General features: G+C 56.2%; 12 protein-coding genes. 1 reads left to right on the forward strand and 11 read right to left on the reverse strand.

Translation table 11 applies throughout. From position 1 onward, the window contains the following. The 3 genes from Q0650_RS10175 to Q0650_RS10185 all read right to left on the reverse strand — a co-directional run. The coding region (locus Q0650_RS10175; RefSeq protein ID WP_298818583.1) for a hypothetical protein at positions 1-200 on the reverse strand (200 nt) is incomplete at its 3' end. Between the two features lie 688 nt (positions 201-888). Beyond that, positions 889-1,716: an alpha/beta hydrolase gene (locus tag Q0650_RS10180; RefSeq protein WP_298818585.1), complete on the reverse strand. Its 828-nt coding sequence runs from the start codon at positions 1,714-1,716 to the stop codon at positions 889-891. Further along, positions 1,670-3,436, reverse strand: coding sequence for a PQQ-binding-like beta-propeller repeat protein (locus tag Q0650_RS10185; RefSeq protein WP_298818587.1), 1,767 nt, complete (start codon positions 3,434-3,436; stop codon positions 1,670-1,672). Before Q0650_RS10185 ends, Q0650_RS10180 begins: the two co-directional genes overlap by 47 nt. A gap of 356 nt (positions 3,437-3,792) precedes the next feature. On the opposite strand from Q0650_RS10185, the gene Q0650_RS10190 reads away from it, so the two are divergent. Next, positions 3,793-5,268 carry a hypothetical protein gene (locus Q0650_RS10190; RefSeq protein WP_298818589.1) on the forward strand — a complete coding sequence of 492 codons (1,476 nt, stop codon included), beginning with the start codon at positions 3,793-3,795 and terminating at the stop codon, positions 5,266-5,268. Between the two features lie 6 nt (positions 5,269-5,274). On the opposite strand, the gene Q0650_RS10195 is transcribed toward Q0650_RS10190, so the two are convergent. From Q0650_RS10195 to Q0650_RS10230, 8 genes are all read right to left on the reverse strand, one after another. Continuing rightward, positions 5,275-6,951: a hypothetical protein gene (locus tag Q0650_RS10195; protein WP_298818590.1), complete on the reverse strand. Its 1,677-nt coding sequence runs from the start codon at positions 6,949-6,951 to the stop codon at positions 5,275-5,277. 21 nt (positions 6,952-6,972) lie between these two features. Continuing rightward, positions 6,973-8,619 (reverse strand): glycosyl hydrolase, encoded by a 1,647-nt coding sequence (locus Q0650_RS10200; RefSeq protein WP_298818592.1) that lies wholly within the window; start codon positions 8,617-8,619, stop codon positions 6,973-6,975. Further along, positions 8,616-10,028, reverse strand: coding sequence for an O-antigen ligase (locus Q0650_RS10205; protein WP_298818594.1), 1,413 nt, complete (start codon positions 10,026-10,028; stop codon positions 8,616-8,618). The genes Q0650_RS10200 and Q0650_RS10205 overlap by 4 nt, the downstream gene beginning before the upstream one ends. 12 nt (positions 10,029-10,040) lie before the next feature. After that, positions 10,041-10,982: a glycosyltransferase family 2 protein gene (locus Q0650_RS10210; protein ID WP_298818596.1), complete on the reverse strand. Its 942-nt coding sequence runs from the start codon at positions 10,980-10,982 to the stop codon at positions 10,041-10,043. After that, positions 10,963-12,180 (reverse strand): glycosyltransferase family 4 protein, encoded by a 1,218-nt coding sequence (locus Q0650_RS10215; protein WP_298818598.1) that lies wholly within the window; start codon positions 12,178-12,180, stop codon positions 10,963-10,965. The genes Q0650_RS10210 and Q0650_RS10215 overlap by 20 nt, the downstream gene beginning before the upstream one ends. Positions 12,181-12,294: 114 nt before the next feature. Beyond that, positions 12,295-13,485 carry a glycosyltransferase family 1 protein gene (locus Q0650_RS10220; protein WP_298818600.1) on the reverse strand — a complete coding sequence of 397 codons (1,191 nt, stop codon included), beginning with the start codon at positions 13,483-13,485 and terminating at the stop codon, positions 12,295-12,297. A 21-nt stretch (positions 13,486-13,506) separates the two neighbouring features. Continuing rightward, positions 13,507-14,430 carry a glycosyltransferase family 2 protein gene (locus Q0650_RS10225; RefSeq protein ID WP_298818602.1) on the reverse strand — a complete coding sequence of 308 codons (924 nt, stop codon included), beginning with the start codon at positions 14,428-14,430 and terminating at the stop codon, positions 13,507-13,509. Further along, positions 14,427-15,758 carry a glycosyltransferase family 4 protein gene (locus Q0650_RS10230; RefSeq protein WP_298818604.1) on the reverse strand — a complete coding sequence of 444 codons (1,332 nt, stop codon included), beginning with the start codon at positions 15,756-15,758 and terminating at the stop codon, positions 14,427-14,429. Before Q0650_RS10230 ends, Q0650_RS10225 begins: the two co-directional genes overlap by 4 nt. Positions 15,759-15,763 lie beyond the last annotated feature (5 nt).

The raw sequence follows: 15,763 nt of genomic DNA on the forward strand, positions 1-15,763 counted from the left end.
TCAATGGCGCGCCCGAAGACGGCGCCTTCCAGCGCGGGGGGGCATATCCCCGGCTGATGCACCCACGGTTGTCGATTGGGGATGGTGGCAGAGACCGGTGTTGCCGGATTCAGGCCAGCAATGATCCAAATCAGAACAATTGTTCCAATAAGTGAACTGCATAGCCTGAGGAATTGCGGTGGTATTCGCTGAGTATTCAATGCACCCCTCCCCATCTGACACCAGGTAGTGTCAGTGTAAGAAGGAAGTTTAAAGGTCTTTTGAAAAATTTTTTCACAGAGATGAAAATTATGTCATTCTCGGACAGCGACATTATTTCGTTACAGAGGCGATCTCGCCAGTATCGGATAAAGATGCTGTATTATCGGCAGAGCCGACTCTTTGTTCTGATGAATACTATCAGTAATTTGCGGAAATCACTGATAATTTGCACAGTTATTTAACTGGTAAATCTTTACTTTATACCAGACTTCGCTTTGGTGGTTGATCGTTGCAGTTCATAGATGCACTGGTAAGCGATAAGATATGAGGGTGGTCGATGTATTACTGAGTTGCGCGCCGTGTCGTGAATGACGCGGTATCGGCACACTCTGGCGTTAGCGACTGCCCCTCTTGCTTGGGAAAAAATATTTACATAATATTTGAGTGGGGAGCTGACGCATGCATCTAGAGGTGTCAATCTCAGGAGGATTGCAACGAAAACAGAGTATCTCTCCGGGACGCGACAGCTCTGCGAAGTCTCTCGCGAACGAGCAAGCAGTATTCAGGTGCGGCACTCTCCGGGGCGAGACGGTAGCGCGAAGCGTTACGCAGGTGGAATGGTGGTATTAATGTAAAACTATAGTAACAATTAAACTATCACTCAGTCCTTCATATGCTTCGTCAATGTCACGGTTGCGATTGCGCATCCAGCCAGTCTAGCAAGCTTGTCATTGCGCCCCGATGATAGCGTCGCACCCAACCCGGATCGCTCCAATCAATCGGCCCGTCGCGAATGTCAAACAGCGTATGTTCAGCCCCTTCGGCAATGTACAGGCTTGCGCTTTTTGGCCAGCGCGCATTGTGAGCGGCAACCGCATCAGGTCCAATGCGTTGCAGGTCGGGTTCGCTGTCGGCAACAATGATGTGAATGGGCGCAACGATCGCCATAACTTCGTCTGGCCCCAGCAAGTTCGAGAGTAGCGCAACCCCTTTTGGCGGTGTGGCAGCAACATAGTCAGCGAACGATGCCGCGACATAGCGCGTGCCAATACTCTGGGCCACGATAAATACTCGTCGTGTGTCAATGCCAGATTGCGCTACCGCCGCGCGATAGGCTGCCAGCGCATCTTCCGCTTCACAACACCCATATACACCCTCGCTATCGCCGGTGCCGCGTTTGTCAAAGCGGAAGACCGCATACCCACGCGCCACCAATAGTTCGGCCAGGTAGCCGTAGGCGTCACGATCGACCGGCCCGGAATGATGAATGATGACGACCAGAGCCGGCTGAGACCGGTTGCGTGGTAGTGTAAGTTCGCCAGCCAGCATGATCCCATCACCGGCAGCAAAGCGCACTGCGCGTCGTTCGGCGCTGATCGGATCGAGATCCGGAGTCGGTCGCGCCTCCGGTCGGGGCACCGGGGCGCAACCAATCACGAAGAGTAGTGTGAGCAGCCCAACAATTCCGCTATGGCGTAGTGGCGCTCTGGGGCGTAAGGGCAATAATGGCGCCATCAACACTCTTCCAGTAAATAACCCCGTTTTCATCGATTGCCGGCCCAAACACCGGCGGCGTAAAAAATTCATCGTAGACGACACGGCTGGTATAGTAGATATAGAATCCTGGTCCGAGCAGATAGCCCCCACCGGCATCGTAGTGGGTGGTTGGGCAGTAATGTTGCGCGCTATTTCGCTGGTTGCATGTTCCCGGAGCGAGCGAATTGGTGACTGCAACCAGCTTGCTGGTCAAGATCGGGTTGCTCACGCTGCTCCCGCGCGCCGGTGAGCGATCGGTAATCTTTACTCCAGCCATCGACATCCAGTGCGAGTAGAAGAGTGCATCCCCGGCCATCGTCATCGATCCCAGTTCATCGACCGGCATGCGCCATTGCCAGCCGTTTTTGTCAACATCGATGAACCGGATGTTACCGGTTGTTAAATCCATCTCACCTACTGCCCCTTCTTCGCGGCTGTCACAGTTGTTCGGGTCAAGACAGGCCTGGCTGTTCCGCCACGTTACATACGCTACCTCACTGCCACTACTCAACCGCCTGATCACTGCCTGCGGCGGCGTTGAGTAGTAATCATCGTTATTGCCGATACCGCCGCCCAACACCGGCGCTACATAGCGCGGCTGACCGGTATCCAGATCGAGCACGAAGAAGGACTGATAAGAAGGATTCTGGCTGAGAAATGTTCGAATCGATTCCACCGTCGCGGTTTGCTGGATCGGAGGCGCCCATGTCAGTTGCCACATAAAGTACGAACGAATGATGACGACCCCGTTAACTTCCGACACTGCCGGATAGGTATCCGGGAACGCCGTCCACTGTCGCTGTGGATCGCGGCCAGCGTTCACCGTTCGGCTCCAGACCAGGCTACCATCGCTGACGCGGAGCGCGCGCACTGTCTTGTCTTCGGCAGCGATGATAATCATACCGCCGTTGCGCGCGGTATAGGCAGGTGAAGCGAGCAACCCGGCATTGGCATTGTATTGCCAGCGCAGACTCAGATCGGCGGTATTGAGTGCCACCAGTTGGCCGCTGGTGCCTTCGCCGTTGTTTCGCCCCTTGTTAATAATCGATCCAACAAAGATGACATCATCGACCAGCAGTGGCGACATCTCAATGGGGCCGCCGACGTTGAACGAGCCGACAATGGTGCCATCGTTAGCGTTCAAGCTGTACAGACGACCGTTCGTTGATCCCACGAATACCCGCCGCAGACCGGGATGATAGGCTACTGTGCCCAGCACCTGCCCACCGACTGAACGGCTCCAGGCCAGGCTGCCATCGCTGACGCGGAGCGCGCGCGCGATCCCATCGCTATGACCAACAAACACCAGACCGTTACCGATGACCGGCTGCACCGCCTTGGGCAGGCCGAGATGATCTGATGCCGGCCCGGTATCGCCGCCTCCAGCCGGTCCGTTCCAGATCCAGCGAAACTGATATGGCCCCTGAACGGTTACCGGGGAATAGCCGGTGCGTTGTGGGTTGCCGGCCAACTGGTACCAGCCTGCCGGCGAGGGTGGCGGTGGTGGCGGTTGCCCAATGATGAGTGGGAGGTATGTCCGGGTTACAGTTTGGGTGAGCTGAATCGGAGTGGCGGTTGATGTTGATGTGGGTGTTGGCAGCGCTATCGAACCGGAAGAGATTGGCGCTACGCTTGCGGCGCAAGCCAGCAGAGAACCGACCAGCCAAAGCATTGTAATGAGGCGAAGGAAGACCTTCATAGACCCTCTTCTTTCACTTGTTGGGCTGGGATGTTTGTGACGGTGGGAATAATGACATCATTCATTGTAGTGTTCTTTACCAGCCGGTTGAATAGTACTAAGGTACCTTTTTGTTCTGATATTGATGCTATTAGTGTCTGATAAAGTTTGAAAAATAAACTTTTTCTATATATTTTTATGGTTGTAAGAGTGATAGAGTATTTCCTAATAAAGCTTTATCGCGATAATTCGTGTTTTGGAGTTTGTTTGTTTCTCGATAAACCTGTATACAGGCAAACACTGTCTCGTCAAGGATAAGCTCAGCGATGATAGTAGCAGAGCGATTGTATTGGCGGAATGTGCTCCAAGCAGGTTTAGTGCTAACCTTTGTTTTTCTGGTCGTTTTTTTGGCGTTTTGCAATCTATCCGGCTTTCCTGAATTTCTGGCGCTCGACGAAGGTTTTCGACTGTATTTCATCAAACACGTTGTTCGTTATGGGCGGTGGGCAATCTTAACCCAGGATGGTTTTCACGCCTACTGGCGCGACTCAACCGGTCCGGTCGTATTGCTGCCGATCATGGCGCTCTTTGCCCTGTTTGAGCCATCACTGATCCTGGCGCGCTCGGTGATGGGCGCTCTGCTTGTGCTTGGTACGCTGATTGTGTACCGGTCAATGCGTGACTGGTACGATTCGCGAATTGCCTTGCTCGCAGTCTGGTTATGGCTGTTTTTCGGTCCCCCCTGGCTGAATACGGTGACCATGGGCCGGTGGGTATACGGTGAGCTGCCAGCGCTTGGCTTCTTCATTCTCGGCTGCTGGCGGTGGTCGCGCGCGGCAACGGGAAGCTCGCGCGCAATGGTTGTGGCCTGGATTGCATTTGTCTTAGCCGTATGGTCGAAAGACCTCTTCGCGCCAATGATTGTGGCGACGTTGACCATCGTCTGGTTGGCTCATCGCCACGAATATCTCGCTCGCTCTTTCCTGATTGTGCCATCACTGCTCTGCATCGCCGCATTTGCACTCTGGTCTGGCTTCCAGATCGTAATGTCTTGGGCAGCAGGCGTAACGGCAACCGGTCAATATGATCTGTTGCAATTGTCGCTGAGCAGAATTATCGTGTTTTCTCCCACATTGTGGTGGAATAACCTGAAATTTCTCTACGAACACAATCTGCTGGTGGTATTTCCCCTTGCCCTCTATGCGCTGGCGGTACGACCGCCTCGTCGTGTGGGTAGTGAACTCTTGATTGTCTTCGTGCTGATCTGGATGGCCTGGTATGCCGGAGGTTCCATCGGCTGGCCACGGTATGCGTATCCGATTTGGGCCATCGGTGGCATACTACTGGCAGTGGCGCTCGGCGATCTGATGGAATGGACACGAAACCAGCTTGTCTGTTCACAACACCGACCAACGAAGCTGGCGTTGGTTGCGCTGGTCATTTCAATCCTGATCATCGTGCTCGTATGGCCGGCCCAAAATACCGTTCGGCGTGTGTTCGAGCCGGTTGATACTGCCGCCATCACAATGGCAACCTACATTGACGCCAATGTTCCACCTGTAGAGCGGATCGTTTCAGGTCAGTGGGAAGTGCATATGTATAGCGACCGTCTCTTTATTCCTATTCCTGAAGAGTATTATGCAGTGAAAATCGCCGAGCAGATCGGCAAAACGCTCGAACTACCGGCAATGCGCAGCATAACCGATTTGCAAGCAACCTATCTGCTCGATGGCTCCGAAAACCGGGTGGTCGAAATGGAGCCGCCGGATAGATTGCACATGTGGTACGAACCGGTCTTTCAGGTTGGAACGTATTGCCTGTACCGGCTGAAGCGTTTCCCAGATGATCGTTAAGCAGGCTTATCTGTCACGCAGCGCAATGACGCGATAAATTGTAACCGTCTCATTTTCATACACTACCTGCACATCTTCGCTGCTTTGCTGCTGAAAAGCCTGACGTGAGCCGTCTTTGTCTCGCATCACGACATACGATACGTCGAATTCGGTCAAAATCTGCCGGCGCTGCTCTGGCGGCGTGGTCGGATCGAGAACAATCCGCACATTGTCACGTTTGACAAAGAAATCAAGCGTGCCGGCCCAGTGGGCAAGGTAGGCTCGCGCATCGCTCCAGACCGGCACAAATTGGCCAAATTCGATCTCGGCCAGCGTCACATCGTTGATAGTCGTGTGGCGCTGGAGCCATTGCAAGGCAGCGATCTCGTCGTTGGTCAAGTAGTGCGGTTGTTCGTAACGCGACAGATAGACGAAACGCCAGCTTTGTATGTACACATTGGTGACCATACTGAGACCAAAAACAGCGATCATTCCAACCACGAGCGCCGTTCGTCCTCGCTGGCGCAGACGTGGAATCAGGCGTTCGTCGATAAACCGCGCTGCCAGCAGCATCATCGGTACCTGTAAGCCGAGCAGCATGTGAATTTGAAACTTGAGCGGTAGATACATCAGCGCGAAGTGGATGACAAACCACGAAACCAGAAAGATCTCACGATCATCGTTGCTGCGAAACATTTGACGGCGCAGTCCAGCCAGGGCCAGGATCAACGGCACCCCCAGCAGGATGACCAGCAGTGCCGGATTGGGCGTAAAAACGCCGGCGTTATCGAATTGATCGAGTTTGCGCCCCCAGGTTGGTTCACTGGTGACCAGATAAGCCAGATAGAGCGCCCCCGGCGCCGAAAAGATTGCCAGAATGACACCCTGTTGGAAGAGGAGGGTGGGGAAGCGACGGTCACGCCACCAGATCAGCAAGCCGAAGAGACCCAGGGCCCCGTAGACAATCAAGAGATCGTAGGCGTGTTGAAGCGCTAACACCGCTCCCACAATACCCGCCGCTACAGCGTAACGTGATTGCTTTCGCTGCCATGCCAGCAGCATAAGGCTGAAAATAGTGATGATCAGCGCCAGGGCCATCGTGAAGTGCGGGAAGGCTTGCATGATCGCCAGGGTGTTCGGCTCGACCGTGTAGATGCTGATCGGGAAGGGCGCTTCAGGCAAACCGGCCAGGTATTTGACCACAATCCAGATCACTCCCAACCCACTACCGGTGCAGATTAGCCAGAATGCGATCTGGCGCTGGCGGGAATGGTCATTGATCAGCGGTAAAAAGATGAGCAGACTCCCCAAGAGTGAAAGAATGGCAATCAGCCGCAGGATAGTGTATGCCGTGATGTATGAGATACCGGTTATGACGCTTAACCGGGCAGTTGCCCACCAGAGTAAGTTGAAGAATGCCGGTTCGTTTACCTCCGGCGTTAGTCGGTTGGCAGCCAGGTTGGCCTGCGTAAAGCTGCGCATCCAGGCAAAATACTGGTTGTGATCCGGCACTCCGTCGATCACGCCCATAAACTGCCGATCCGGTGGCGCTGTGACGAACGCAAACACAATCGGCGCCCAAATCACCAGCATCAGACCGAGAATGACAAATCCGTAAAAGCGCCCTTCCGCCGCGTTGATGCTCAGCCGCGGTTCGACACGCTGGCTCGTCGCGCTCAGATTGGTCGGTTGCGAGATGGCCATCGCAATGCTCCTGCTGGTCTCTTATGGTCGGCGTGACCGTATGACCATAATGAAACCGGTAATTGCGCCAATTCCAATGACTGTTAAGGCCAGTGCCGCGCCGATAGCCTCTAATCCGTGTAGCTCCCAACGCACTGGTTCTTGCAACGCCGGAGCGTTGCGAATCTCGTCGGGTAGCGCAATCGGCGTAGCCGTCGGCGCAACGGCTACGGCGGCGATTGTGGTTGGCGTCGCCGGTAACGGTGTTGGCGTGAAGAGTGGCAGGCCTGGACGGGCCGGTAGATTGAGTTGCGCAGTGCTATACCAGATCTGGTGAATCGCCCGCTCTTCGAGCCTGTCGCTATCGCTGCTAAATAGCTTTGATCGGGTAAACCAGACCGCATGAAGCTGATTGCCGTTGTAGATCTCCAGTCGGGGTAATTCCGGGTAGAGGTTGCTTTGCATGACGATGCCCGGCGTCAGCCAGCGTGTTCCGTCGAAGGTCATGTGAATCAGGGCTGGTGGTCTGTTTGAATCAACAACCCCGGTAAAACCGGTGATCAGCGCATGCACGTTGTTGGCGCTATCGCTGACCAGGCTGTAGTAGTCGAGATTGTTGTCTTCAATATTGCGGGCGCGCACATAAGGGATCTCAACTGCTGCCGTCCAGGTGTTGCCGCCATCCAGTGAGCGCTGAAAGTAGAGACGATCGTTGCGAACTCCACGATAGATCACAAAGGGATTTCCGGCGCTATCCACGGTCAACGCGATTTGCTGCACCGCCTCAAGCGGTGGCCCCTGCAGATCGCTCGCTCCGCGTAGTTGCTGGCGTATGGCCTGTACAGTTGTTGGCGGCAGGCTAAACTTGACCGGTTCAGTCCACGTCAATCCGCCATCGTCAGAGCGGCGGTAAACCCCATAGTGCGGTTGCCCCTGCCCGGCATACCAGTCTGCTCCTTCATCCCAAACCACATGAATCCGATTGAATGCATCGACCAACACCTGCGGACGATTGTCGCCATCCTCACTCTGCGAGAGATTGACAACCGGTGACCAGGTGTTGCCGCCATCGATAGAGCGACGGTAGAAGAGTTCGCCGCACTGGTAACAGCGTGGATTGGTATTTTCGGTCACAATATCGCTCCAAAAGGCATGCAGACCGCCATGCAGATCGGCTGCCAGCGCCACGTAATAGCCCGAATCGCTGATCAAGCGCTCGTCTGACCAGGCTTGTGGTTGGTCAGCGTCATCCCATCTGGCGCGCGCATAGCGAATTTGAGTGCCGGCCCGGTAGAGCAGATGTAGATTGCCATCGCGACCGAGCGCAATGCCGGCGCGCACTGTATAGCCGCCGACCCCGGGCGCAATCAATTCACGCACCGGAGTCCAAGAACCATCGGCGTTACGGCGACGATATATCAGCAGATCAATTGTGCCACCCGCCCGTTGATCAACGATGAGACCACCGTACCAGACGATATGCAGACTACCATCCGGCCCTAATGCTGTATCGGGCAGCCACGACCAGCCGTATCGGCGCTCCAGTTGTTCCAACGGCGCCTGACCGTATTGCAATGGTGAAATTTCAATCGGCTTCGACCAGAATCCCTGACTGTGGGCAGAACCACTGTAGCCGATACCGATCAAAGCAGAGCACATGAGGAGGATAAGCGCCAGCCGTATCTTCATGCCGCCTCACCCCGCTGCGACAATTGATGCACGCTGATAAGCAGCCCGACAAAGACCCAGCTATACATCGCGTGCTTGTAGCCGGCCACAGTCTGATTGTACAGAAAGGGCAAGATCCAGTCGCCAAGCATCATCGCCGCCTGAGCAGCCATCCATCCGGCAGTGGCGATGATCGCAGTCGCGCGCAAGAGGCCAGGCGGGGCCAGTTTGATCGCGCGCCAGCCGTACCAGAGGCTGGCGATCACAAACCACAACCAGATTCCCAGACCAACTACGCCAAACTGCGCCAGAATATCAAAATAGTTGTTGTGGGTCGAGCGCGCATCATCGCGAAAGTAGGTCATATTGTAAGGCGCATAACCGGCAACGCCGGTGCCAAATAACCAGTGCTGCTGCGCCACCCAGAGATTGCGCTGCCAGATTTCCAATCTGCCCAGGCCGCCTTCTTCAATATTGTCGTTGATCACCTGATCGAGATAGTGGCGCCCAGGTCCAACCGCAAGATTCAACGCAGCAATAATAACGAGAATGAAAAAGATGCGGCGGGAAGCAAAGAACGACATGACCAGCAATCCGATCAGGGTTGGCAGCCAGCCTGAAATCCAGAGTGAGTTACGCACCGCTGCCAGCCAGAGATGCCACACCAGAAGCGCGCTCCCGGCCAGTCGCCACCCCCAGTGGATGTTCGGCATGAGATAACAGACCCCCGCCAGTGGGAGCGCAAACCATAGCCCCCACAACCCGGCATCGGTCAAAAAACCATGATTGATGCTAAAAGTTTGGGCTGCGGTCATCAACCCGCCACAAACGATGAACATGCCAAGATAGGCTTTGATCTGCCATTCGTGCTGAATGAACCGGCCTACCAGCAGGGGTGTCCACATCAATCCCAGAAATGACAGGAGCGAAGCAATCTGCGCCAGGCGAAAGTTGCCCATGATGTACCAGTTGAGAATCGGATCTGACCACAACAGCCCCCATACGGTCGAAACCATGGTGATCCCCATGAGGGCTATCAGCGGTTTGTTAAGCGGTGATGGTACCAGTTGCCAGCGTTGCCGCTTGATCATGGTCAGAATCCAGATTCCGACCAGCGCCAGCGTCAAGAGCATGCTGATCGGTAATTCGCTGCCATTCCCCGCCGGCACTGCCAGCGGACGCATAGCCAGGCCGGTGAGTGGAAGCATGAGCACAAACCACTCAAACCGATAGAGAATGAGCGTTAACCCGATGATCCCAAGCGGCGCTGCGGTCAGCGCCAGCGCTACTAACTGGCGTCCACTGCCAAACAGCGCGCCAATGATTGCACTGTAGAGCGCAATTCCACTCACGACTCCGCCGATGAGCAGCGGTCGCGGGATGCGTTCGAGCCATGTCGGTGTTTCGATGCGACTGAGCAGCGATGCCATGCGATCAGACCTTTAGAAACGTTCTGGGAGCAGTGGTTGTTGCACTCTGCGCCCAATTGCCGCCCACAGCCAGCCGCCATCGCGCACAAACAGCTTACCGAGCGGATGGTAACCACCACCGAGTATCAGCAGCAGGCTACCCAGTGTCAGTTTGCCGAAGAAGATCATCTGCAATCCTATGCTGAGCGTAAGCGTCATGACTTTGCCGTAATGTTTGGCGAAAAAGCGCAGTTTGCTGAAGTAGAGTTCAGCTTTCATGCGCGTTGCTGCCTGTTTACTGCTCTGGCCGCCAAAATGGATGATGCGAGCCGACGGTACATAACAGATCGGCCATCCCGCGCGTTTGATCCGATAACACCAGTCTACTTCCTCAGTATACATAAAATACGACTCGTCGAGCAGACCGACCTGCCTGACCACTTCCCGCCGCAACAACATTGCTGCGCCGTCGAGCCAGTCGGTTTCGTAAGCCGGTGTTCCATCTCTGGTTGGATAAGGCTTTCGCCAGCGAATTTTTTTGCCGGTCAGTTCGGTCAACAAATTGGGAAACAATGCCCACGATGGTTGCAATGAGCCATCCGCATTCAAGAGCTGGGGGCCGGCGACCCCGATCTCTGGATGCGCGTCAAGAAACCAAACCAGATCGGCAATCGATCCCGGTTGCGCCACCGTATCGCTGTTGAGCAAGAAGATATAGCGCCCGCTACTGGCCCGAATTGCCTGATTGTTGGCAGTCGCGAAGCCGCGATTGTCAGGATTGGCAATAATAAAGACCTCCGGAAACGCCGCTGCGACGGCGGCAACGCTCCCATCGTGTGAACCGTTATCGACGACCCATATTTCAGGCTCGATTCCAGCAGTTGCTGCCGGTAGTGCCGCCAGGCAATCGAGCAGCAGTTGCCGGGTATTCCAGTTGACGATAACGATACTGACATCAGGGATGGGCCATGACATAGCGCTGTGTCCTCTGATTAACAATCGTTTCCAGTAGATCGTGCAACGCCGGAATGATCACCTGCCAGTCATAGCGTTCGGCGACGACTTTCTGGCCGGCTTCGCCGAGCTGTCGCGCCAGCGACGGATTGGCAAGCAGGCGACTGACCTTACCGGCAAAATCTATCGGTGTGTCGGCAATCAGCAAGTGTTTTCCATCTTCGAGGCGCAACCCTTCGGCGCCTTTGCTGGTGCTGACTACCGGTACTCCCAGCGCCAGCGCTTCCAGAATCTTCAGCCGCGTGCCACCACCCTCGCGAAGCGGTACCACTTCGAGCATATGCTGCGCAATCACCTGCCGAATGTCGGTCACATAACCGGTAAACTCAACGCCGGGCAACGCAGGTAATGCTGCGCGTTGTTCGTCGGTTACAGGGCCGGTGATGCGAAAGCGCGCCTGAGGATGCCAGGCGCGAATCAGGAGCCAGATCTGGCTGAGGAAGAAGCTAACAGCGTCAAGGTTCGCGCTGTATGAGAGCGCGCCCGGATAGATCAATGTGTTAATCTGAGGCTGATAGCTGTATGCGGCGCATGCGCCGGCATCAACGCCATTGGAGATGATTGCTATCTGCGTCGTATGATTACCGGCTACCTGTCGGATCAAATCGGCTTCGCGTTCCGAGACGGTGGTCACGGCCTGAAATGAAGGAAGCAATGCGGCAACATAACGCCGATACTGGAGGGCCGTCAATAAACTGCGCAACCGACGCAGACCGGTTTGTCGCCGGTAATCTTCCAGAATCGTAGCCAGTTCAAGTTCTTCCAGAACTGCTGGCAAATGAGGTGTCAACCGGGCGTACAGCGCAACATCGATCTGTAAGGCCAGCACAACATCCGGCTGCCAGCGTTTTGCTGCCTGCAAGACAGCGTTGGCAAACTCTTGACTCCAGCGGACCCGGATCGACGCCGGTTTGACGCTGGTCAGGCTGATCAGCCGATCGGTAACTGTGAGCCGGCGGTCAGGCCGATGAAAGGCCCGCCACGACCGGCAGAGTCGGCTGATCTCGTTTGCCTGCACCTCTGCCGGCGATCCCTGGCTAAATGCCAGCAGATGGAGTTCGTGCCGGGCAGCCAGATTGCGCAAGATCGCCATCGCGCGCATCCGCGAGCCATTGTCATCGGGTTCCGGCCACCATGTCGAGAGGATAAGGATACGCATTGGCTCCTCTGGGTCTAACCAGTATCATCGTGTATGGCATTCCAGCTCGATACAGCGATTGGCGGTCGTTCTTCTTCCTGTCAAACTGCCAGACCGATCAGACAGCAGTTCAGATCACGGCGCCGTTCCAATCCAGACCCTGGCGCGATCATCGCGCGCGACTGCTGCATAGTAGGCGGCCAGCGTTTGTCGAGCTGTCTGCTGCCAGGAAAATTGTTGCGCGCGCCGCCAGCCGGCCTGACGCAACCGTTCGGCCACTTCCGGATCGCCGAGTACGGCGGTAAGATGGCGGGCCAGGGTCTGTTCATCCTCGGCATCGCCGATCAATCCTGCTTCACCCACCACTTCCGGGATCGCGCCGCGATCCGAAGCGATCACCGGCGCGCCACAGATCATTGCCTCTAGCAGGGGAATGCCAAACCCTTCAAACCATGACGGAAAGACAAACGCCGCCGCCATTGAGAACAGAGCGATCAGGTCTGATCGCGGCGGTCGCAGGATCAGGCGAGCGTAGCCGGCCTCAACCGCTGCCCGCGCTGCTGGCCACGGTTCTCGTCGGGCAAAAAAGACAATCTCATACCGCGCGCGCAAGTCTGCCGGCAAAAGTGGCCAGGCTCGCGCCAGCACAGCCGGGTTTTTCAGCCCGTCGGCCAGCGCAAATGGTCGCTGTAAACCGTACCGTTGCCGCACCTCGTTAAGCGCGCGCTCGTCAGTAATCCGCCGAATGTCAGGCGGTGGGCCGTGTGGTGTCACCGTGATAGCCGCTGCATCATAGTGACAGTAGCGCAGAATGTCGTTGCGCGCATGGTGTGACACCGTTAGAAGCCTGCGCGCTTGCCTGACTGCGCGCCGTGTCATTACATGAAGATAGGTCATCATTGCAATCGAGCGCGGGTCTTTGTTGTGACCGGCGATAATCTCATGCCAGGGCATCACGTTGATCGCATCGTGCAATGTGATCACCGTTGCCGCGCCAGGCGGACCAAATCCGTAATTAGCCGGGAAATGCGCCACGTCGATCCGATCCGCTGCCATTGCTCGTCGCAGACCCAGGATGTCGTTGCTGATACTCGATAACGCATTTCGGTATGGCAGAATGCGAAGCGTTACGTTAGCCGGTAGCTCGCGTAGCTCAAACGGCGCTTTAGCGTCGGCGTACAGCACGAATTGCTCACGACTGCCGACGGCGAAGAGCGCCGGCAACAGGTTGGTGAGATAGGTATGAATGCCTCCTACCAGCCCATGCGAGAGGTAGCGGGCATCAATGCCGATCCGCAGCGGTCGCCTGATCGAATGGTCGGCCATGCTTGTCATCTCCTATCCGGATCAGTCTGCCTTTCTCATCACCAGGGCCGGCGCCGGCCCAAACCTCCCGCGCCAGAAATCGATCCAGCCCAACCCCATGCCGATCCGCCCTTTGCGTGTCCGCCACTTTGGCCGCAACCACAGGCTGAGGTATGTGCGCAGATCTTGCGCGATCAGCACATTGAGCCACGTTTGCCAGCTCGCCCTGGTTGCGCGCAGGAAGAGGAGTCGGTTGCGCGTCATGTAGTACGCCAGATATTCGCGGTCAAAGCGGGCGTTGAGCGGAATCTTGTGCCAGACCTTTGCCGCCGGTGTGAAATAGCAGTGATAACCGGCCCGGCTTGCTCTGACACACCATTCAGTCTCTTCGAAGTACATAAAGAATCGCTCATCAAACAGACCAACCGTCGCCAGCGCATCCACCCGGATCAGCATCGCGCAACCGGTAACGAAATCAACCCGCCGCGCCACGTACTGACCGTAATCCTCTTCTTCACCGGCCATCAGGCAAATGCCGCGCTGCCAGTCAATGCTCCCTCCCGCCGACCAGACCCGCTGCGGCGCAGCGTGGTAGTAGATGATCGGCCCTGCGGCGGCAATGGTCGGATCGGCAGCCGCGACTGCTACAAGCTGATCGAGCATATCCGGCGCAACTTCGGTGTCATTGTTGAGTAACAAGACATAATCGTAACCTTGCTGCTGCGCATACCGGAGGCCAACGTTATTGCCGGCAGCAAAACCGAGATTAGCGCCGTTCTCAATCACCACTGCCTGGGGAAATGTGCTGCGCACTTGCGCGACGGTGGTATCATGTGAGGCGTTGTCCACCACGATCACATCACGGGCGCCAGCCGGATAGGTGAGCCGGCCAAGCGAGGCAAGACAGGCCAGCGTATCGGCTACTCCGTTGTAGGTTAAGACGACAATCGCAATGCGCGGTGTCATTGGCTCTGCCCCCGAATTGAAGCGCGGCGTTCAAGCAACGCTGTGTAGTGTTGTATCAGCATCTTCATTTCATCATCGATCGATGGCGGCGGTTGAATCCCTTGTTGGAGCCGCTCTAACAATCCTTTTTCGCTACGCAACCGCTGCAACTGACGGGCCAGATCGCGTCGATCATTGGGCGTGAAATGCAGCCCATCGACGTTATCGCGCACCAGTTCGGCCATTCCACCCAGGCGCGCCGTGATGACCGGTCGCCCGGCAGCATGCGCTTCCAGAATGCTTAACGGGCTGTTCTCGTACCAGAGCGATGGCACAACCACCACATCGACCTTGCTTAGCACCTCTGGCAATTGATCGTGGCTAAACTTGCCGGCCAGATGGATGTGCGGGTTGTCGCCGATCAATTGTCGCAAGTGGCGTGTGTAGGTCGGATGTTGCCCGGTATTGCCAAAGATTGTCAATTCAACAGTTGGTTCGCCACGTGGCAAACTTTTCAGAGCCATGATTAGCAGATGAATCCCTTTGTGTGGCGCAATCTGACCGATATAGCCCAATCGTAAGATGGGACCTGCCTGAACCGGCCTGATCGAGCTGAGACGCGAATGATCAATCCCGATTCGCAAGACACGCAACTGCTCAGGCGCAAGCAGATCGCTGAACAGACTGGCCAGAAAGTGCGATGGTGAAATGACCAGATCGGCCTGGCTCAGCGCTTGTCGCAGCGTTTCGCGCCGTTCGCGCAGAGCGGCGCGGCCAGCATGTCCGGCCAGCGCTATCCAGGCCTTGCCGGCCAGGCCGCCGCTGATCTGTTCCGGTAGCCGATAACGTCGTTGATCGAGCTGCAAACACCAGGCGCATTCAGCAGGATCGGCGGGTGGTTGGTGGCAGAGTGAACCGTCGCCGCGCAACAGCGTGATCCGCGGGCAGAGAAACCAGTAATCGTGCAGGGTAACAACCGAAATAATGCCCTGTTCGCGCGCAGCAGTAAGCGCGCCAACGCCGATCAGGTAGCCGCTGTGCAGATGCATAATATCCGGCTGCCAGACGCGCATCCGTTCGCTCAACCACGCTTCAATCGCCGGGTTAGCATAGCTCCAGTGCGCCGGCGCATCGCGTAAGCCGAGGTGCAGGCGCCACACCGGAATCCCTTCGTAGCGATCGCGTTCAGCCCGCAAGCCGAAGGCCTGATCTGGATCGAGCGTTTCAACGCAGACCACTTCAACCTCGCAACCGCGCCGCAACAGCTCGCGCGCCAGTCGCATGGTGTACAACTCAGCGCCGGCGCTATAGCGAGGAGGGAAATGGTGGACGGTCAGTAAGATACGCATTGCTC

The sequence above is a fragment of the uncultured Chloroflexus sp. genome (genome assembly GCF_937129525.1).
Lineage (GTDB): Bacteria > Chloroflexota > Chloroflexia > Chloroflexales > Chloroflexaceae > Chloroflexus.